18 protein-coding genes are annotated in these 17,226 nt (G+C 68.8%); 10 read left to right on the forward strand and 8 right to left on the reverse strand.

Annotated features, from left to right (window positions below; translation table 11 throughout):
• Position 1: 1 nt before the first annotated feature.
• Genes ACFRMN_RS18295 through ACFRMN_RS18305 form a run of 3 tightly spaced genes read right to left on the reverse strand, consistent with a single transcriptional unit; the run spans position 2 to position 2,954 of the window.
• Positions 2 to 616: a hypothetical protein gene (locus ACFRMN_RS18295; RefSeq protein WP_383020389.1), complete on the reverse strand. Its 615-nt coding sequence runs from the start codon at positions 614 to 616 to the stop codon at positions 2 to 4.
• Positions 613 to 2,508 carry an alpha/beta hydrolase gene (locus ACFRMN_RS18300; RefSeq protein WP_383020392.1) on the reverse strand — a complete coding sequence of 632 codons (1,896 nt, stop codon included), beginning with the start codon at positions 2,506 to 2,508 and terminating at the stop codon, positions 613 to 615. The genes ACFRMN_RS18295 and ACFRMN_RS18300 overlap by 4 nt, the downstream gene beginning before the upstream one ends.
• On the reverse strand, positions 2,505 to 2,954 hold the full coding sequence (locus ACFRMN_RS18305) for a hypothetical protein (protein WP_383020394.1): 450 nt from the start codon (positions 2,952 to 2,954) through the stop codon (positions 2,505 to 2,507). The genes ACFRMN_RS18300 and ACFRMN_RS18305 overlap by 4 nt, the downstream gene beginning before the upstream one ends.
• A 330-nt stretch (positions 2,955 to 3,284) precedes the next feature.
• Here ACFRMN_RS18305 and ACFRMN_RS18310 point away from each other — a divergent pair, with 330 nt between their 5' ends.
• The 3 genes from ACFRMN_RS18310 to ACFRMN_RS18320 all read left to right on the forward strand — a co-directional run bounded on the left by ACFRMN_RS18310 (position 3,285) and on the right by ACFRMN_RS18320 (position 4,740).
• On the forward strand, positions 3,285 to 3,797 hold the full coding sequence (locus tag ACFRMN_RS18310) for a hypothetical protein (protein ID WP_383020397.1): 513 nt from the start codon (positions 3,285 to 3,287) through the stop codon (positions 3,795 to 3,797).
• A 203-nt stretch (positions 3,798 to 4,000) separates the two neighbouring features.
• Positions 4,001 to 4,549, forward strand: a complete 549-nt coding sequence (locus ACFRMN_RS18315; RefSeq protein WP_383020400.1) for a hypothetical protein — start codon at positions 4,001 to 4,003, stop codon at positions 4,547 to 4,549.
• On the forward strand, positions 4,546 to 4,740 hold the full coding sequence (locus ACFRMN_RS18320; protein ID WP_383020405.1) for a hypothetical protein: 195 nt from the start codon (positions 4,546 to 4,548) through the stop codon (positions 4,738 to 4,740). Before ACFRMN_RS18315 ends, ACFRMN_RS18320 begins: the two co-directional genes overlap by 4 nt.
• 60 nt (positions 4,741 to 4,800) lie before the next feature.
• Here ACFRMN_RS18320 and ACFRMN_RS18325 read toward each other — a convergent pair whose 3' ends face one another.
• Positions 4,801 to 5,178, reverse strand: a complete 378-nt coding sequence (locus ACFRMN_RS18325) for a DUF192 domain-containing protein (RefSeq protein WP_383020407.1) — start codon at positions 5,176 to 5,178, stop codon at positions 4,801 to 4,803.
• 126 nt (positions 5,179 to 5,304) lie between these two features.
• On the opposite strand from ACFRMN_RS18325, the gene ACFRMN_RS18330 reads away from it, so the two are divergent.
• Positions 5,305 to 6,279: a prepilin peptidase gene (locus ACFRMN_RS18330; protein ID WP_383020410.1), complete on the forward strand. Its 975-nt coding sequence runs from the start codon at positions 5,305 to 5,307 to the stop codon at positions 6,277 to 6,279.
• A 410-nt stretch (positions 6,280 to 6,689) separates the two neighbouring features.
• Here the strand turns inward: ACFRMN_RS18330 and mgrA are convergent, their stop codons facing one another.
• Positions 6,690 to 7,727, reverse strand: a complete 1,038-nt coding sequence (mgrA, locus tag ACFRMN_RS18335; protein WP_383020413.1) for an L-glyceraldehyde 3-phosphate reductase — start codon at positions 7,725 to 7,727, stop codon at positions 6,690 to 6,692.
• 149 nt (positions 7,728 to 7,876) lie between these two features.
• On the opposite strand from mgrA, the gene ACFRMN_RS18340 reads away from it, so the two are divergent.
• From ACFRMN_RS18340 to ACFRMN_RS18360, 5 genes are all read left to right on the forward strand, one after another.
• Positions 7,877 to 8,638 carry an isoprenyl transferase gene (locus ACFRMN_RS18340; RefSeq protein WP_351421443.1) on the forward strand — a complete coding sequence of 254 codons (762 nt, stop codon included), beginning with the start codon at positions 7,877 to 7,879 and terminating at the stop codon, positions 8,636 to 8,638.
• 374 nt (positions 8,639 to 9,012) lie between these two features.
• On the forward strand, positions 9,013 to 10,347 hold the full coding sequence (locus ACFRMN_RS18345) for a PhoH family protein (RefSeq protein ID WP_383020415.1): 1,335 nt from the start codon (positions 9,013 to 9,015) through the stop codon (positions 10,345 to 10,347).
• Between the two features lie 388 nt (positions 10,348 to 10,735).
• Positions 10,736 to 11,449 (forward strand): transglycosylase SLT domain-containing protein, encoded by a 714-nt coding sequence (locus ACFRMN_RS18350; protein WP_383020418.1) that lies wholly within the window; start codon positions 10,736 to 10,738, stop codon positions 11,447 to 11,449.
• Positions 11,450 to 11,621: 172 nt separating this feature from the next.
• The gene (locus tag ACFRMN_RS18355; RefSeq protein ID WP_383020420.1) at positions 11,622 to 13,031 is read left to right on the forward strand and encodes an AI-2E family transporter; all 1,410 of its coding nucleotides are present in this window, start codon (positions 11,622 to 11,624) and stop codon (positions 13,029 to 13,031) included.
• The gene (locus ACFRMN_RS18360; RefSeq protein ID WP_383020422.1) at positions 13,028 to 13,870 is read left to right on the forward strand and encodes a hypothetical protein; all 843 of its coding nucleotides are present in this window, start codon (positions 13,028 to 13,030) and stop codon (positions 13,868 to 13,870) included. Before ACFRMN_RS18355 ends, ACFRMN_RS18360 begins: the two co-directional genes overlap by 4 nt.
• A 106-nt stretch (positions 13,871 to 13,976) precedes the next feature.
• Here the strand turns inward: ACFRMN_RS18360 and ACFRMN_RS18365 are convergent, their stop codons facing one another.
• Both ACFRMN_RS18365 and ACFRMN_RS18370 read right to left on the reverse strand, forming a co-directional pair.
• Complete coding sequence (locus tag ACFRMN_RS18365; RefSeq protein ID WP_383020425.1) at positions 13,977 to 14,525, reverse strand: alkyl hydroperoxide reductase; 549 nt, start codon at positions 14,523 to 14,525, stop codon at positions 13,977 to 13,979.
• Positions 14,526 to 14,531: 6 nt separating this feature from the next.
• A complete protein-coding gene (locus ACFRMN_RS18370; protein ID WP_030352998.1) occupies positions 14,532 to 15,086 on the reverse strand; it encodes a peroxiredoxin in 555 nt (184 codons plus the stop codon).
• Between the two features lie 213 nt (positions 15,087 to 15,299).
• Between ACFRMN_RS18370 and ACFRMN_RS18375 the strand changes: the two genes are divergently transcribed.
• Positions 15,300 to 16,340, forward strand: coding sequence for a hydrogen peroxide-inducible genes activator (locus tag ACFRMN_RS18375; protein ID WP_383020428.1), 1,041 nt, complete (start codon positions 15,300 to 15,302; stop codon positions 16,338 to 16,340).
• Here ACFRMN_RS18375 and ACFRMN_RS18380 read toward each other — a convergent pair.
• Complete coding sequence (locus tag ACFRMN_RS18380) at positions 16,337 to 16,873, reverse strand: hypothetical protein (RefSeq protein ID WP_383020430.1); 537 nt, start codon at positions 16,871 to 16,873, stop codon at positions 16,337 to 16,339. The genes ACFRMN_RS18375 and ACFRMN_RS18380 overlap by 4 nt on opposite strands.
• Positions 16,874 to 17,226: the final 353 nt, after the last annotated feature.

Here is a 17,226-nt window from a genome sequence, read left to right on the forward strand (position 1 = left end):
TTCAGGGGGAGGGGGACGGGGGCGGAGTATTCGCCGACCAGAAGTCGGAGTGGACGGAGGGATAAGGGACATCCGCCCCTTCGAAAGGAGTCCCGTTGGCCTTCGTCTTGGGCGAGGCGACTTCTGAATCGATGAAGCATGGGGTGACGACGTCGAAGAAGAACTGGCCCTTGTCACCCACCGCGACACTCACCTGGAAGTTCTCCGCAGTCCTGGCGTCGATGGCCGGGAACTCCTTGTCGCTGTCCACGCTGGTGATTGTGTAGCCCTGCTCCTTCCAGTGCCGTTCCACCACGCCGAGCAGACTCCCGCGTCTGGCCTCCGCAACAATGGTCATCACTGCGGCACGCCGTGTGACAGCCCCCGTCTCCTTGCCGTCGATGGTGTAGTCGCCACACCCACTCGCCGTGGACGCGTCGTGCACCCAGTTCAACGTTGGACGCACCGAAGTCATGGTGTCCAGCATGATCGCGTCGGCTTTCTCGGCTGCTTCCTGCAGACTGATCTTGCTGACCACGTCTTTTTCCTTCCCCTGCGCTCCTGATGTATCCGGACTGGAGCATCCGGCCATACCGATCGCGAGCGCCGCGACGAGAACAATACGAAGCAGCTTCATCGGGGCTCCTCGGTCGAAATATTGTTGCCTCGGCCAGCGACGATCTTGGCAATGTTGCGAGCCGACTCTGCGTCTTTATCCGGGTTGAAGTAGTCCGAGTGGGCAGGCGTGAGCCCTTCCCTGTCCATGAGGGGACGGGGGCCGTCGGCCACCTGGAAGCGCTTCGCGCCGAAATCCTCGTGGGCCGGATCCGTACCGAACCAGAGCTGACTCTCGTCCTCCGACGACACGTATCCGGCAATGCCACCGACGACACCGCCCGCCACGCCACCGACTGCGCCGCCGATCGGGCCCCCTACGAGCCCCAGCGAGGCTCCGACGGAGGCGCCGCCCGCCACACCGGCGCCAAGAGCACTCGCCTCGTCCTCACTCGGCAGCATGGTCACCGGGTCGTTGTCAGCAGCGCCGACGTACACATGGCCCTTGCCGACCCCAAGGTCCTCGGCGGAATCCGCGCCGGTGCCGGGGCTGCCGACCAGGATGATGTCATCGGCTCCCGGGATGCCACCGTCCCGCTGCGCTGCTTGTCCCACGGTGAACGAGCCGTACGAATGGCCGATGGCGGTCACATGCGGGTCAGGGTTCTGGTTCGTGGCCGAGATGCCAGCCATGAACTCGTTGTACGCGACGGCCCCGACCTTGCCATCTCGTTCGAACATCACGCCCGCATTGTCGATCAGTCTCTCGGCGGGCAGCTGCGGTGCGTCATATCCGAGCCATACGATTGCCGCGCTGGACTTGTCGTATCGCATCGCGCCCTTGGCAGTATCGCGAGCTCGCTGCACATCGTTGCGCGCGAACGCCTCGTTCAATGACGTCCCGAGTCCCGGAACATAGGCGGACACATTCCTCGACGCATCCGGATTGCCGAAGGAAACGATGGCGCGCCCTAGTCCCTCGTCGCCGATGCCCAGTAGGTACATGCGTGGCACCCCTGGTTCCGGCTCCGCCCGTAACTGCTTGTCGATCGACTTCAGCCCCGCCAGCTGGGCCTGCGCCTTCTCCCCGTCCTGCCCCTCCAGCTTGCCGATCAGCAGCTGCAAGTTGTCCCTGTTGGCCGTGTCGCGCACCTCGGAGGGGATGCCGTCCAAGTTGCCGATCTCATTCGGGTACACCGCTAGATACTCCTCACGCTGCTCCTGCGTGAGGGACGTCCACCAGGCCTTGCGCTCCGCCGGGGACTTGTCGTCGGGGATGTCCTTCTTCAAGTAGTCGTCCGCCGCGCCCCGCACAGTCGCGGCGTCCGCGGCGGCGTCCGTCCATGTCCTCTTGTCGACGGTGAGACCGGGGGCGGCCTTGAGCCTGCCAAGCGTTTCGCTGAAGCGGGTGTCGATGTCCTGGGCCTCGTTGACCGCCCGCAGGATACGGTCGGCGATGGCCTGGGCCTTGGTGTGGTTGGGGTTGGGACTGGCCAGCGGTGGTGCGCCCGAGGCGGCTCCCAGCGAGGGGCCGTACGGCGTGCTCAGGGGCGATCCGCTCGTGCTGCCGCCGGGGAGCTCCTTGCCGTCGATGATGTTCTCGCCACCGGCCGGGTAACTGACCGATCCGTCCGCGTGCACGGTGAACCTCAGGTTCGCCGCGTCCTCCAGGGCGTCCTTCAACCGCCATTGCGCACCGCTCAGTTCGAAGGCGAGGCTGTTCAGCGTCGTACGGACCAGCCCGCACTCCGTGTAGATGTGGTCGAAGTTCTGGTCGAGCCGCTTCAGCCGCCCGAGTGCGGCCGTCGCCGCCTCGCCCTTCTGCGACTTCGCGAGCCGGTTCGTCATCTCATTGCTCACCCGGTCGCGAGCCACGTCGGCCCGGTTGCTGACCTCGCCCCAGCCGTCCGCCGCGTCCTGGAGTTCCGACCACTTCAGGTCGCGTAATCGCTGCCACGTCAGCACACCGATCACTTCTCCTTCGGATCACTCGGCGCGTCGACTCCCCGCAGCGAGGATTTCACCTTCGCGTCCCGCTCTCCCAAGTCCTTGCCGACCCGGCGCAGTTTCGGGGCAAGGGTTCCGCACTCGTCCCGTACGGAGCTCAGCCGGTCCTCCCAGGAGGTCAGGACCGACTTCAGTACGCCCGCACTCGACAGGCCCTCGGTAGCCGCCGTGACACCCGAATGAGCGGACGTCAGCCTGCCCTTCGCGGTCGTGGTGCTCGTCCGTAAGGCTTCGGCGACGCCGGCCGCGGTCGTCCACGGTCCGTCGCTGTGCTCCAGGTCGCTGCTGGAAGCCGCGCTGCCCGAACCGCCCGCCGACGCCAACGACATGCGACCGGTCGCGGCACGCTCTCTCCCCTGACCGGCCAGGTCGATCAGCTGTCGCCAGGATTCCGAGTATGCCTCGGTTGTCATGCTCGCCCCTCCCTGTGCCCTTGTACTGCGATTTGTGCCGGACCAAACTACCGAAGCCGCGACTTCACGAAGTACAAGAAGCTGAAGGGGGACGGTGCCCCGGTTCCGTGCAGACATCGGAGAAGCCATCAGGGGTACGTTGAAGAAGGGCGAGCCGGAGGGGCTGATCGGATCGCGGCAAGGGCGTGACGGTCGTCCTGCGGGAGAACGGCGAAGGACTCGACACCTCGATCGAGATCACCCAGAAGGTGTCGAAGGAGAAGCAGCCGAAGAAGTGGCAGCCGAAGAAAGAGCAGCCGAAAAAGCAGGCGAAGAAGGGGTGGGGCCGGGATGAGCAGCCAGTGGCGGGCGGTCGAAGAGGCGCTTCGCACCCACCATGTCCGCGATGTGCTCGTCCCCGGCTGGATCGACCGGGACGGCGACGTACCGGAGTTCCGGCCCCAGCCGATGGCCGTTTGGCTGCGGCTGGACGACGGTCTGCTGCGTTTCGAGTCCGCCGGCCAGTACGACCGGCTGGCCTCCGCCCTGGTGCCGGCCGTCAGTTGGGCGGACATCGGGATACTGGCCGACGCCGAGGACGAGGTGATCGTCGCCTCGTACGGCGAACAGCTCTTCGGTGACGCCAGGAGCGAGTGGCGCTGTACGCGGCTCCGGGTCTATCCGGGCGGCGGCGCGGAGTGCAGATGCCTCGCTCTGGACTTCGAGGGCGGTCACACGCTCTTCCTCGATCCCACCTGGACGTTCGGCATCCGGCTCGGCAACGAGGCGCAGGAGAAGTGCTGGGTGGAGTTGTACGGGGACGGTGCCTGCGGAATCGAGACCACGCTCGTGCCGGGCCGATGAGCGGGGACCGGCACGGCGAGCGCGGGTCCGCACCCCGGTTTGGGCCCGGACCCACGCGTGTACGGGGCCCCAGGGCCCATGACCCAGTGCCCCGGAGCGCATAGCGTCCCCTTCGCTGGAGTCGCGTACGTCCGGGACCCAGGACATCGGAACCCGGACGGCCACGCGCGAGCCGCCGGAGTCGTCGACGGGGGAACGTGCACATGCTCTGCAACTTCTTGATCAGCCAACGGCTGGAACCGTCCGAGCTCGTCGCCGCGCTGGCGGACGCGACGAGGGTGCGGCCCGGCCAGGTGGACGTGTGCGCCGAGGAAGACAGCCAGGACGCACGCGACTGGGAGGCGTTCGTCCTCTGTACGCACCACCGGTTGCGGGGCGATGTGGTGATGAGCCTGGACGTACAGGTGCAGCCCGCGACCGTCGCGTACGGCGCGCCCGAGACGGAGGCGGAGCTGGCCGCGGCCTTCGCCGCCCGTACGGGGGTCGCGGTGCTCTATCCCGACGACCGCGTCGACCCGGAGACGTACTGGCTGGCGGCCCCGGCCGGCGGATCGCCCGCCACGGTGGTGACCCGGGCACGGCTGGCGGCCTCGGATGTCGCCTCGGCGGACGAGCGGCCGGTGTACACCGTGAACGCCGTGGAGACGGCGGTGGCCGCCTTCCCCGGTGCCGAGGTGACCTCGCTCGGCGAGCCGGCCGTCATGAACGGACCGAGCGAGACGAGCCAGAGCCAGTGGGGAGTGACCGGATGAGCACACGTACCGAAGGCAACCAGGAGCAGGACATACCGGGGACGGCACGGCGTGTGGTCCTGGCCGCCGTGACCGCCGCGCTCGCGCTCGGGCTCATGGGTGCCTATGGAGGCGGGGAGCACAGCGACGCGAAGGAAGTCGGCGGCGAGGCCCCTGCCCCGGCCACCCCACGCCCTGCCCCCTCTTCATAGCGCGCAACCTCACGTGGCGCGCTCCGCTCCTTCCTCCACCCCAGCTATCCGCGCGGCCTCTTACGCGGAGCCCTCCGCGTCCGCGTCCACGCTCACACTGAGCCGCACCCCGGGCCGCAGCCCCCACCGCTCCATCGCCCCGCCCTCCGCCTCCAGCACATGGCGGGCCCGCCAGCGCGGCAGAGGCAGCCGGCCCGGCTTCAGCGTGTGGACGTCGATGACCTTCAACTCCTTGTCCAGATAGGCCACATCGATGGTGAAGCGCATCCTGAACGTGTGCACGCTGTTGCACGGGGTGATCAGCAGCGCGCCCGCCGTCCCGTCGCGCCCCAGCAGCCCGCGCCGCCGTGTCCCGTACGACGCGGCGATCTCCAGCTCCACCGGAGCGTCCTGCCCCGCGACCGTCAACCGCCCTGTGCCGTTTCGCCAAGTGCCCATGGCCGTAGACCGTAGCGCCCGGAGTCCTGCCCCGTGCCCCCGACCGCCGGGGATGGGTCCTGGGACGACGGGAGTGGGCCCCTGGACCCATGACCGGGCCCGGCCGGGAGCCCTAGGGTCGGTGCTGTGTACGCCACGCTGATCGTCGTCGCCGTGCTCTGGGGCGCGGCCACCGGACTGCTCCTGCCGCGTGCCGCCTACCGGCTCTCCGTAGAACCGGAGGACCCGTGGCGGGACAGCTGCCCGGCCGGGCACCCGATCACGGGGCCCGCCGGCGGGTGGCTCGGCGTCGCGAGGTGTACGGCCTGTAAGGCGGCCGAGCCGTCAGGTACGGCGGAAAGCTCCGGTGCCGACGTCAAAAGCCCTGGCGTCGGCACCGGCCGCACCGCCGCCGGTGCCGACACCAGCTCAACGGCCGGTTCCGCCAATGCGGACACCGACGAACCGCATACCCAGGCCCCCCAGGCCCCCCAGGCCCGGGCCCAGGCACGCGCATCTGCCCACGCCCATGCCAGCGCCCGCTACGCGCCCGGACTCCTCGTACCTCTCCTCACCGCCCTCGTCTGCGCGGTCCTCGCCGCCGCCACCGGCCCCCGCCCCGAACTCGCCGTATGGCTGCTGCTCACGCCCATCGCCGTACTGCTGGCCCTTGTCGACCACGCCGTCCACCGGCTGCCTGACCGGCTGACCCTGCCGCTAGCGGTGGCGGCCGCGGTACTGCTGGGACTGGCCGCACTGCTTCCCGACGGTGGAGACGGCGGCACAGGTCCCGGCGGCACAGGCCCCGGCGGCTCATGGCCGACCGCGCTGCTCGGCGGACTCGTCCTCGGCGTCTGCTACTTCGTGCTGTTCCTGATCAACCCGAACGGCCTGGGTTTCGGCGACGTCAAGCTCGCCCTCTCGCTCGGCGTCGCGCTCGGCTGGTACGGCTGGACGGTTCTGTTCGTCGGGGCCTTCGCCGGGTTCCTGCTGGGCTCGCTCTACGGGTTCGGGCTCATCCTGCTGCGCCGGGCCGGGCGCAAGTCCGCGTTCCCCTTCGGCCCCTTCATGATCGTCGGCGCGCTGACCGGCATCGTCCTCGGCGCTCTCGCCGCCGCGTGACGGACGATTCCCGCGCAAGGTGAGGTGATCCGGTGGATGGTGTCCGGCTTCACCGTCGAGCGGTACCGCGACCGGCTCGCGGCGCTGGGACGCCGACGTCAAGCCGGCTCCCGCGCCGAGGTCGCTCCCGAGGGGCACGGCGCGGGGTGGCAACTACTCGCCACACCGAGCGCCGGAACCCTCGAAATGCCTGGTACTACGGGCCTCGCACGGCCGACCGCCGTTTTCGGAGCGCCGGCACGGCCAGTCGCGGCGCCCACCACGACTTATGAAGGGTTATGGTGGAAACCCCCCCCTCGGGCCGGTCCGTATCCCCCCCCCACGGACCGGCCCGTTTTCTTTTCACAGCCGGCTCTCTTCACAGCCGGCGAAGCCGCCGGCTTCGCCGCCGCCGGCCGCGCAGGCGACCGTCAGCCCCGTCCGGCCCAGATGTTCGTGCCCTCCGTGTCCACCGCGAAGCTGTCGATCTCCTCCAGCTCCGCCGCGGAGAGCTCCGGCCCGGCCAGCGCCGCGACGTTCTCCTCCAACTGCTTCGTACTCGACGCCCCGATCAGCGCGGACGTCATCCGCGGATCACGCAGCACCCAGGTCAGCGCCAGCTGCGCCAGCGACTGACCGCGCCGCTGGGCGATCTCGTGCAGCCCGTTCAGCCGCCGCACGACCTCGTCGGACAGCAGATCCGGGTTCAGGGACTTGCCCTGGGTGGCCCGCGACCCCTCCGGGATGCCCTTCAGATACTTGTTCGTCAGCAGCCCCTGGGCGAGCGGGACGAAGGAGATGCAGCCCATCCCGGCCGCCTCCAGGGTGTCAAGCAGCCCGTCGTCCTCGGTCCAGCGGTTGATCATCGAGTACGAGGGCTGGTGGATGAGCGCGGGCACGCCCATCTCCTTCAGCAGCCCGGCCGCCTCCGCGGTCTGCTCCGCGCTGTACGACGACACACCGACGTACAGGGCCTTGCCCTGCCGCACGGCCGACGCCAGCGCCCCCATCGTCTCTTCCAGCGGGGTGTTCGGGTCGAACCGGTGGGAGTAGAAGATGTCGACGTGGTCGAGCCCCATCCGCTTCAGGGACGCGTCCAGCGAGGACAGCAGATACTTACGGGAACCCCATTCACCGTATGGGCCGGGATACATCAAATAACCGGCCTTGGTCGAAATGATGAGTTCATCCCGATAGGCCGAGAAGTCCTGAGCGAAGAGCTTGCCGAAATTCAGCTCGGCGGATCCCGGGGGCGGACCGTAGTTGTTCGCCAGATCGAAGTGCGTGATGCCGAGATCGAAGGCGCGGCGCAGGATCGCGCGCTGTGAATCGAGGGTCCGGTCGTCGCCGAAGTTGTGCCAGAGGCCGAGCGAGATCGCGGGCAGTTTCAGGCCACTGCGTCCGCTGCGCCGGTACTCCATGGAGTCGTACCGGTCGTCGGCTGCGAGGTATGAGGGAAAATCAGTCACGCTTCTCTGCTTATCACGTACTTGTGACAGACCGGGTTGGGCCGCCATGGGGCCCGCGCAGTAATGTGACGGCTTCGGGGTCCCCGGGCCGGCCCCAGGATCCCGTCAGGGGGCGCGCCGGTCCCCATGGAATCGAGAGGGTGGACTCAGTGAACCTGCGCGACCTGGTGTATCGGCTCTACGCACGCCGGGTGGAAGGCCGCCTCGACCACACCCAGGTGCCCAAGCACATCGGTGTCATCCTCGATGGCAACCGTCGCTGGGCGCGGGCGGCCGGCGGCACGGCCGAGCAAGGACACAAGGCCGGCGCCAACAAGATCCAGGAGCTGCTTGGCTGGTGTTCCGAGACCAATGTCGAGGTGGTCACCCTGTGGCTGCTCTCCACGGACAATCTCGACCGCCCCGAGAACGAGCTGACCCCCCTCGTCGGCATCGTCGAGAACGCGGTCCGCGATCTGGCGGCCGACGGCCGCTGGCGGGTGCATCACGTCGGCACGCTCGATCTGCTGCCCGCCCATACGCAGACCGTTCTCAAGGAGGCCGAACAGGCCACCATCGGCAATGAGGGAATACTCGTCAATGTCGCCGTGGGTTACGGCGGCCGGCAGGAGATCGCGGACGCGGTCAGCTCCCTTCTGATGGACCACGCGAGCAAGGGCACCTCATTCGAGGACCTTGCCGAGATCGTCGACGTCGATCTGATCTCGTCCCATCTCTACACGCGCGGCCAGCCCGACCCGGATCTGGTCATCCGCACCAGCGGTGAACAGCGTCTCTCCGGCTTCATGCTCTGGCAGAGCGCCCATTCGGAGTACTACTTCTGCGAAGTCTTCTGGCCGGCCTTCCGTAAAGTCGACTTTCTGCGAGCGCTGCGCGATTACGCCGCACGTCACCGGCGCTACGGGACCTGACCTCCTCCTTCTCCCGCAAGGACGCGGCGAGGCGACCGCTCGGCGCCGTCCGGTGCCCGGCCGATTCCGTCGGGCAGGACCGCTCGCTTCACCCACGGTTCATCCACCGTCCGCCCCACGCCCTGGCATGGCGGCGCGTGTTCGAGGGAATACCTCCCCCAGGTCGACGTCCAAAACAAGTCAGTGGACGTCGGATCTCAGCGGACGGCATGGGGCCGTCCGCCCGGGAGGCCCTTTGCACCAGGACGACCGTGCGCCGAGTCGTACGGGCGACATGGAGGGCCGGAGTCCGGCCCGCGCATGGGGTCAGGACCCGGTCCACCCGCCCGCGACGCCGTCGCACCCCGACCTCATTCGAGGGGGTACGTCCTTCCGTGGTGACCAGCACAAAGCGCCGCATGCCCGACAGGCGCACCTACGTTCTCGACACCAGCGTCCTGCTGGCCGATCCGAACGCCATGTCCCGCTTCGACGAGCACGAAGTGGTGCTCCCGATCGTGGTGATCACGGAGTTGGAGGCCAAGAGGCACCATCCGGAGCTCGGCTACTTCGCCCGGCAGGCGCTGCGCCTGCTCGACGACTTCCGTATCCGGTACGGCCGTCTCGATGCCCCCATCCCCCTGGGCGACCTGGGAGGCACGCTGCGCGTCGAGCTCAACCACTCTGATCCCGGCATCCTGCCCGCCGGCTTCCGCTTGGGGGACAACGACTCACGGATTCTCGCGGTGGCCCGCAATCTCCAGGCCGAGGGATACGACGTGACGGTCGTCTCCAAGGACCTGCCGCTGCGTATCAAGGCGTCATCGGTCGGACTTCTCGCCGAGGAGTACCGCGCCGAGCTCGCCATCACCGAATCCGCCGGTTCCTCCGGCTGGACGGGGATGAGTGAGGTGTCGCTCGCCGCGGATCAGGTGGACCTTCTGTTCACCGAGGACTCCCTCTATGTACCCGAGGTGAGCGACCTGCCCGTGCACACGGGCCTGGTGCTCCAGTCCGAGCGCGGCAAGGCGCTCGGCCGGATCACCGCGGAGGGCCACGTCCGGCTCGTCCGCGGGGACCGCGAGGCCTTCGGGATCCACGGCCGCAGCGCCGAGCAGCGCATCGCCCTCGATCTCCTTCTCGACCAGGACATCGGCATCGTCTCGATGGGCGGCCGGGCGGGCACCGGCAAGTCGGCGCTGGCCCTCTGCGCGGGGCTGGAGGCGGTCCTGGAGCGCAGGCAGCATCAGAAGGTGATGGTCTTCCGGCCGTTGTACGCGGTGGGCGGGCAGGAGCTGGGCTATCTGCCCGGCACCGAGGCCGAGAAGATGAGCCCGTGGGCGCAGGCCGTCTTCGACACGCTCTCCGCGGTCGCCGGCCGTGAGGTCATCGAGGAGGTGCTGGGGCGCGGCATGCTCGAAGTGCTCCCGCTCACGCATATCCGCGGCAGGTCCCTGCACGACGCGTTCGTCATCGTCGACGAGGCCCAGTCCCTGGAGCGGAACGTACTGCTGACCGTTCTGTCCCGAATCGGGGCGAACTCCCGGGTGGTCCTCACGCATGACGTCGCTCAGCGCGACAATCTCCGGGTGGGGCGTTACGACGGAATTGTCGCCGTAGTCGAGAAGCTCAAGGGGCATCCGCTCTTCGCGCATGTCACGCTCACCCGCTCCGAGCGTTCACCGATCGCCGCGCTGGTGACCGAAATGCTGGAGGACGGTCAGATCTAACCCCGTATCGCCACACTTGGCGCCGCCCGGCGAAAGCGCAGCAGCTTAGCCGGGCGGCGCTGTGTCGCGCCGCTATTTCCGTGATTCTCCTGACGCAAACAAGGTGTGAGCTTTCCCACGTAACGAAGAATTGCCTCCCGCCGTGACCTTCCGGCAGAGTCTTGCTTCCGTCAGGCCCCGCATGCGGCACACGCGCATCTCCAGAGATGCGGCACCACACAACTCAACAACTGCCGCCGCATGCCGCCCGCGCACCACGCGGCGATCCCCGCAGGGGGATTGCCCACCGGGCCCGTGTCTCCCGTGACCCCGTAGTACGGAGACCAGTGCCAGGGGCACGATTGCGTCCGCGAGGTCACGTATGCGGATGTTGCTGGAAGGACACCGTGTGAGCCGGATCTCGGTCCGGGGATTCGCCGTGGCATCTGCCACTGCGGTCACCACCGTTGGCGCTGTCGTGGGTGTTGCCTCGGGCGACCCCCAGGTCTCGGATGACAATTTCGAGACGGCCGCGGCCGACATGACGCTCCTCGCTGACATCCCCGCGGGCCAGCAGGCCCAGGTGCAGACCGCGTCGCTGACGCAGCAGGCCGACGTACAGGCCGCCGCCGCCGACGCGACCGCGAAGAAGTCGGCGGAGGAAGCGGCCCGTATCCAGGCTGCCAAGGACGCCAAGGCGAAGAAGGAGGCCGCCGACGACGCGGCCGAGCGCGAGCGCGAGGCGAAGGAGGCCAAGGAGCGCGCGAGCCGCGACGAGGTCCGTTCCAACTCGGCCTCCGCCGATTCCTTCCCCACGCAGGCCTCGTACACCGTCGCCGAGGTCAAGGCGATCGCACGGCAGATGGTCCCCGCGGACCAGTTCCAGTGCTTCAGCAACCTGGTGAACAAAGAGTCCACCTGGAACTACCTGGCGCAGAACCCGTCGTCCGGCGCCTACGGTCTCGTCCAGGCGCTGCCCGGCTCCAAGATGTCCTCGGCCGGCGCCGACTGGCGGACCAACCCGGCCACGCAGATCAAGTGGGGCCTGAGCTACATGAACTCGGACCGCTACGGCAGTCCCTGTGCCGCGTGGGCCTTCTCGCAGGCCAACGGCTGGTACTAGGCCGGCGGCCCGGTCACGCCGGACCGGGCCGGCTGAACCCGGTCCCGTCGGCGCTCAACCTCACGAAGCCCCCCGCCGTCCTACGGTGGGGGGCTTCGCACGTGTACGGTCGATTCGAACGTGCTCCGGGGGGAGTGAGTTGGGGACAGCGCAGGGGGGAAGAGGAAGCTTCATGTCGAAAGTGCCCGCATGGCTCGGTCAGGTCGGCGCCGAACTGACCCGTATGGGAGAGCGCCTGGACCAGCGCCGGGCCGAGGCCGAGGAGGACGACCGGCCGGTCCCCCGGGCCGAGCCCGAGAAGGTCCCCCCGCCCCCGGCGTACGCCCCCTCCGTCGCGGCCAAGCCGGACCCCGTCACCGCCATCCCCTGGGGGATGCGGGTCGCGGGCGAGGCGGCCTGGCGGCTGCTCGTCCTCGCCGGGCTGCTCTGGGTGCTGATGCGGGTCATCGACTCCGTACAACTGGTCGTCATGGCCTTCGCCGCCGGTCTGCTGATCACGGCGCTCCTCCAGCCGACGGTCGCCTGGCTCAAGCGGCACGGGATGCCGCGCGGACTGGCCACGGCGCTCACCGCGGTCGCCGGGTTCGTCCTCATGGGGCTGGTCGGCTGGTTCGTGGTGTGGCAGGTCATGGAGAACATCGACGATCTCTCCAACCGCGTCACGGACGGCATCAACGAGCTGAAGCGCTGGCTGCTCGACAGCCCGTTCCATGTGACCGAGGGCCAGATCAATGACATCGCCAAGACTCTGAGCGACGCGGTCGGTTCCAACACCGACAAGATCACGTCCGCCGGGCTCCAGGGCCTGACCGTGATCGTCGAGCTGCTGACCGGGATCGTCCTCGCGATGTTCTCGACGCTCTTCCTGCTGTACGACGGCAGGAAGATCTGGCACTGGACGCTCAAGCTCGTCCCGGCCCAGGCCCGTGAGGGCGTCGCGGGAGCCGGGCCGCGCGCCTGGCGCACCCTGACCGCGTATGTGCGCGGCACGGTACTGGTGGCGCTGATCGACGCGCTCTTCATCGGTCTCGGGCTCTACTTCCTCAATGTCCCGCTGGCCGTGCCGCTCGCGGTCTTCATCTTCCTCGGCGCCTTCATCCCGCTGGTGGGCGCGTTGATCTCGGGCGCGCTGGCCGTGGTCGTCGCACTGGTCACACAGGATGTGTTCACGGCGCTGATGGTCCTGTGCGTCGTCCTCGGGGTCCAGCAGATCGAGGGGCATGTGCTCCAGCCCCTCATCCTGGGCCGTGCGGTACGGGTGCATCCGCTCGCCGTCGTGCTCTCCGTCGCGATGGGCAGTCTGGTCGCGGGCATCGGCGGGGCGGTGGTGGCGGTGCCGCTGGTGGCGGTGACCAACACGGTCGTCGGCTATCTCCGGGCGTACAGCGCGGAACGGTCCCTGCCGAACTCACCGGAACGGGAACCGGCCTCGTCGTCATCGGCGCCCCCGTCCCCGTCCTCCTCCCCGTCCTTCTCCCCGTCCCCGTCTCCGTCCTCGTCGTCCGGGGAGGCTCCGGAAGCCCCGGCCGTGGCTGCGTCGGCCAGGCCCGCCACCGCCGAGGCCGGGGACGGCCGGGAGTGATATCCGAGCCGGAGCTGGAAGGCGAGGACGGCGCGGAGGACGGCGCCGGGGACGGCGGACGGAGCGGCCCGCTGTCCCACCGGTCATCGGGGGCTCCCCGGCCGCCCGACGGGTCCGAGACGATCGTCGGCGGCGACGCACGGTCTCTGCCGAATCTGCCGAATCTGCCGGACCTGCCTGACCTGCCGACTCTGCCGCCGCACCGCATACGGTGGCTCTGGGCCCTCGGCGGCGCGGTGGTCGCCTCCGCCGTCTGGGCGGGCGGACTGTACGCGTACGACCGGACGGGACCGGATCTGGGCGGCTACCGGATCAGCGAGGACCTGTGCCTGGACGCTGATCTGTCCGCGCTCTCGAAGCTCCTCGGCGTCAAGCGGTCCCCGCAGCCCGCGGTGGAGGAACAGCGCGCGATCGACCGGTCCTTCTGCAACGTCACGATGATGAAGGGGCGGCCGCACGAGGTGAAGGACGACGCCCTGCCGACGTCGTACTCGTCCGTCACCGTCAATTACTCCCTGCACAAGGAGACCGACCCGGCTCCGGAGTTCGACGCGACGCTGACTCCGCTCGCGCTCTCCCGGATCATCGACCGCAAGACCAAACGGATCCCGGAACTGGGCGAGCGCGCCTATCTGATGACGGATTCCGCCGGATTCACCCCGGAGTTGAAGGTCCTCGACGGCCGGGCGGTGTTCTCGATCGAGGTCATGAGCGAGTCCGTCAGCGAAGGCCCGCACGGTGCCGGATCGCCGGCCGAACCGGAACGGGTCGACCCCGCCGTCCTCGAACCCGCCCTGGTCGAGGACATGAAGGCGCTGATGGCCGCGGTCAAGGAGTGACCGGCGAGACGCGCTGACGCGTCCGGCCCCCTGCCCTCCACGGCTGGGTGGCGGACAGGGGGCCGGACCGTACGTACGTACCGGTGGCGCGGTTCCGAGGACGGGCCTATTCGGCGGGTACGGCCCCGGCGAGCACGGCCTCGGCGTCGAGCGTCGTACCGACCGCCTGGATCACCGCGGCGATCTTGAAGGCTTCCTGGATCGTCTCGCGGTCCACACCGGCCGTGCGGAGCACCTGCTCGTGCGAGTCGAGGCACTGGCCGCAGCCGTTGACGGCGGAGACGGCGAGCGACCACAGCTCGAAGTCGATCTTCTCCACCCCCGGGTTGCCGATGACGTTCATCCGCAGACCGGCCCGCAGCGTCCCGTACTCGGGGTCCGACAGCAGATGCCGGGTCCGGTAGAAGACGTTGTTCATCGCCATGATCGCGGCGGCCGACTTGGCGGCGGTGTACGCCTCGGCGCTCAGATTCGCCTTGGCCTCCGGCTCCAGCTCGCGCAGCACCCGCGCCGAGCGCGAGGCGATCGCGCAGGCCAGCACGGTGCCCCAGAGCTGCTGCGCGGGCAGTCCGCTGTTGCCGATGACCGAACCGAGGTTCAGTCGCAGGTCCTTGGCGTAGTCGGGCAGGGCCGACTTCAGTTCATCGAGGGCCATCGGGGATCACTCGCCCGACAGGAGCTTGACGGGGTCGAGGGTGTTCTCGCCCTTGTTCCAGTTGCACGGGCACAGCTCGTCGGTCTGGAGCGCGTCGAGCACCCGCAGGACCTCCTTGGGGTTACGGCCCACGGAACCGGCGGTCACCATCGTGAACTGGATCTCGTTGTCCGGGTCGACGATGAAGACGGCGCGCTGCGCGAAGCCGTCCGCGCCCTCGATGCCGAGGTCGCGCATCAGCTCGTGCTTGGAGTCGGCGAGCATCGGGAAGGGCAGGTCGCGCAGGTCCGGGTGGTCCTTGCGCCAGGCGTGGTGCACGAACTCGGAGTCGCCGGAGAAGCCGAGGATCTGGGCGTCACGGTCGGCGAACTCGTCGTTCAGCCGGCCGAAGGCCGCGATCTCGGTCGGGCACACGAAAGTGAAGTCCTTTGGCCACGCGAAGATGACCTTCCACTTGCCCTCGTAGGTCTTGTGGTTGATCTCCTCGAACTCCTTGCCCTTCTCCAGCGAGACACAGGCAGTCAGTTCGAACGAGGGGAACTTGTCACCAACGGTGAGCACAGGCTCTCCTTGTGGGGGTGGGAAGTCCCTTTTGAGGTCTTCCGGGCGGTTGGGCGGCTCACTGATGGTGGCACAGTCAGCATTGATCAAAGAAATAGCTAGACTCGGTCGCCGTGATCGGAGGTACCTATCAGTGAGGTCGGTTCAGTGGGGTCGGGGTCAGGGGCGGCGGCGGGATCAGGGGCGGGGTCGGGGCCGGGGGCAGTGTCCGTCGTGCAGCACGTCAGGCAGTCGGGCACGCGGGGCAAACAGCCCAGCCTGTCCCAGCTGCGCGCCTTCGCGGCGGTGGCCGAGCATCTGCACTTCCGGGACGCGGCCGCCGCGATCGGGATGAGCCAGCCCGCGCTCTCCGGCGCCCTCTCGGCGCTGGAGGAGGTCCTTGGCGTACAACTGGTGGAGCGTACGACGCGCAAGGTACTGCTCTCCCCGGCGGGCGAGCGGCTCGCGGTCCGGGCGATGGCCGTACTGGACGCGGTGGGCGCGCTGGTGGACGAGGCCGAGGCGGTACGGGCGCCCTTCACCGGGGTCCTCAGGCTCGGCGTGATCCCGACCGTCGCGCCGTATCTGCTGCCGACCGTGCTCCGGCTGGTCCAGGAGTGCTACCCGGAGCTGGACCTCCAGGTGCACGAGGAGCAGACCTCGTCCTTGCTGGACGGTCTGGCGGCCGGCCGGCTCGACCTGCTGCTGCTCGCCGTACCGCTCGGCCAGCCCTCGGTCACCGAACTGCCCCTGTTCGACGAGGACTTCGTCCTGGTCACCCCCGACGGCCACCCCCTCGGCGGGGCCCGCGACCTGCCGCGCGAGGCGCTGCGCGAACTGCCGCTGCTGCTCCTGGACGAGGGGCACTGCCTGCGCGACCAGGCGCTGGACATCTGCCGGGAGGCGGGCCGCGCCGATGGTGTGCCCGTGACGACCACGGCGGCCGGTCTGTCGACGCTCGTGCAACTCGTCGCGGGCGGCCTCGGGGTCACCCTGCTGCCGCGTACGGCCGTACGGGTCGAGACCGGCCGCAACGACCGGCTCGCCACGGGGTACTTCGCGGCCCCCGCCCCGGCGCGCAGGATCGCGCTGGCGATGCGTACGGGGGCGGCGCGGGGCGGCGAGTTCGAGACATTCGCGGACGCGCTGCGTGAGTCCCTGCGAGCGCTCCCGGTACGTCTGGCGACGCACGCGCCCATGCCCGCCCGGGTCCCGGAGCGGGCGAGCCCGGCACCCGGACAGCGTCCGGCGCCGGGCTCATCGGACAGGACCTAGTTGCAGGGGGTCGCTCCGCGCACCGCGTCAACGAGAGCGGTCGAGGACGAAGAAGTGTTCTTCATGATGGCCGTGATGTCTCCGCACATCGCGTTCGTGAGGCGGACGGGGCCCGCGTACTGGCTGAAGTTGCCCTCGTCCTGGGCGCACGCGCCACCCACGGTGTTGGGACAGATCTTGAGCTTCATGTACTTGGTGCCACCGGTGTTGTTGTCGAACACGGCGCAGGCGTCCCACCTGGAACCCGTCAGCTTGGCGTAGCTGAAGAGCGTGCCGAGGCGATTCGTCGCGGTGGGAAGCCGCTCGGCCCAGCGCAGCTCATAGCCGGTGCCGCACTCCACCGCGGCTATCTGCGCGGCCTCCGATTCCGCCGCCGCGACGGCCTTGGTCTCGGCGCTCGCGTCAGCTGTGAACGTGATGCCGGGGCCGGCGTCCGTGGCGACGGCCTGGGGCGTGGTCAGGGCCAGGCAGCCGACGACCGCCACGAAGGTCGCGACGGCCGCGCGCGGAAGGTGCTTCAGTTTCTTGGTCATCGAGTCGTCCCCTGTCGGTGCGGCGAGTTGGTCGGGAAGGTGTACGAATCGAAGTGAACTCCCGGTATTGGAAGCTCACTTGGCGCACATCCAGGGAGACCCTAGGAGATCACCGAGGCGGCGGCAGGGGGATTTTCGCGGTGCGCTTCCGTGGCGGGAGTGTGATGAAGCCGTGAGTGATCGCGTCAGAAGATCTGTATGGGCATCACTCGTGACCAAGTGGACGATCACGCGTTGAAGTTGTCACATTCCGTTGCGTGTCCGTTGCGGTGTGACGTGTGTCACGAGGGTTCGAGCGGTGGGTACGAGTCGTGGGTACGAGCGGTGCGGACCCCCGCCGTACGCCGGACCCC

This window comes from Streptomyces sp. NPDC056835, from assembly GCF_042789485.1.
GTDB lineage: Bacteria > Actinomycetota > Actinomycetes > Streptomycetales > Streptomycetaceae > Streptomyces.

Coding starts and splice junctions, on each gene's coding strand:
- ACFRMN_RS18320 (WP_383020405.1), top strand. CDS start 4,546: ATGAGCACACGTACCGAAGGCAACCAGGAGCAGGACATACCGGGGACG.
- ACFRMN_RS18295 (WP_383020389.1), bottom strand. CDS start 616: ATGAAGCTGCTTCGTATTGTTCTCGTCGCGGCGCTCGCGATCGGTATG.
- ACFRMN_RS18310 (WP_383020397.1), top strand. CDS start 3,285: ATGAGCAGCCAGTGGCGGGCGGTCGAAGAGGCGCTTCGCACCCACCAT.
- ACFRMN_RS18365 (WP_383020425.1), bottom strand. CDS start 14,525: ATGGCCCTCGATGAACTGAAGTCGGCCCTGCCCGACTACGCCAAGGAC.
- ACFRMN_RS18380 (WP_383020430.1), bottom strand. CDS start 16,873: ATGACCAAGAAACTGAAGCACCTTCCGCGCGCGGCCGTCGCGACCTTC.
- ACFRMN_RS18305 (WP_383020394.1), bottom strand. CDS start 2,954: ATGACAACCGAGGCATACTCGGAATCCTGGCGACAGCTGATCGACCTG.
- ACFRMN_RS18355 (WP_383020420.1), top strand. CDS start 11,622: ATGTCGAAAGTGCCCGCATGGCTCGGTCAGGTCGGCGCCGAACTGACC.
- ACFRMN_RS18315 (WP_383020400.1), top strand. CDS start 4,001: ATGCTCTGCAACTTCTTGATCAGCCAACGGCTGGAACCGTCCGAGCTC.
- ACFRMN_RS18325 (WP_383020407.1), bottom strand. CDS start 5,178: ATGGGCACTTGGCGAAACGGCACAGGGCGGTTGACGGTCGCGGGGCAG.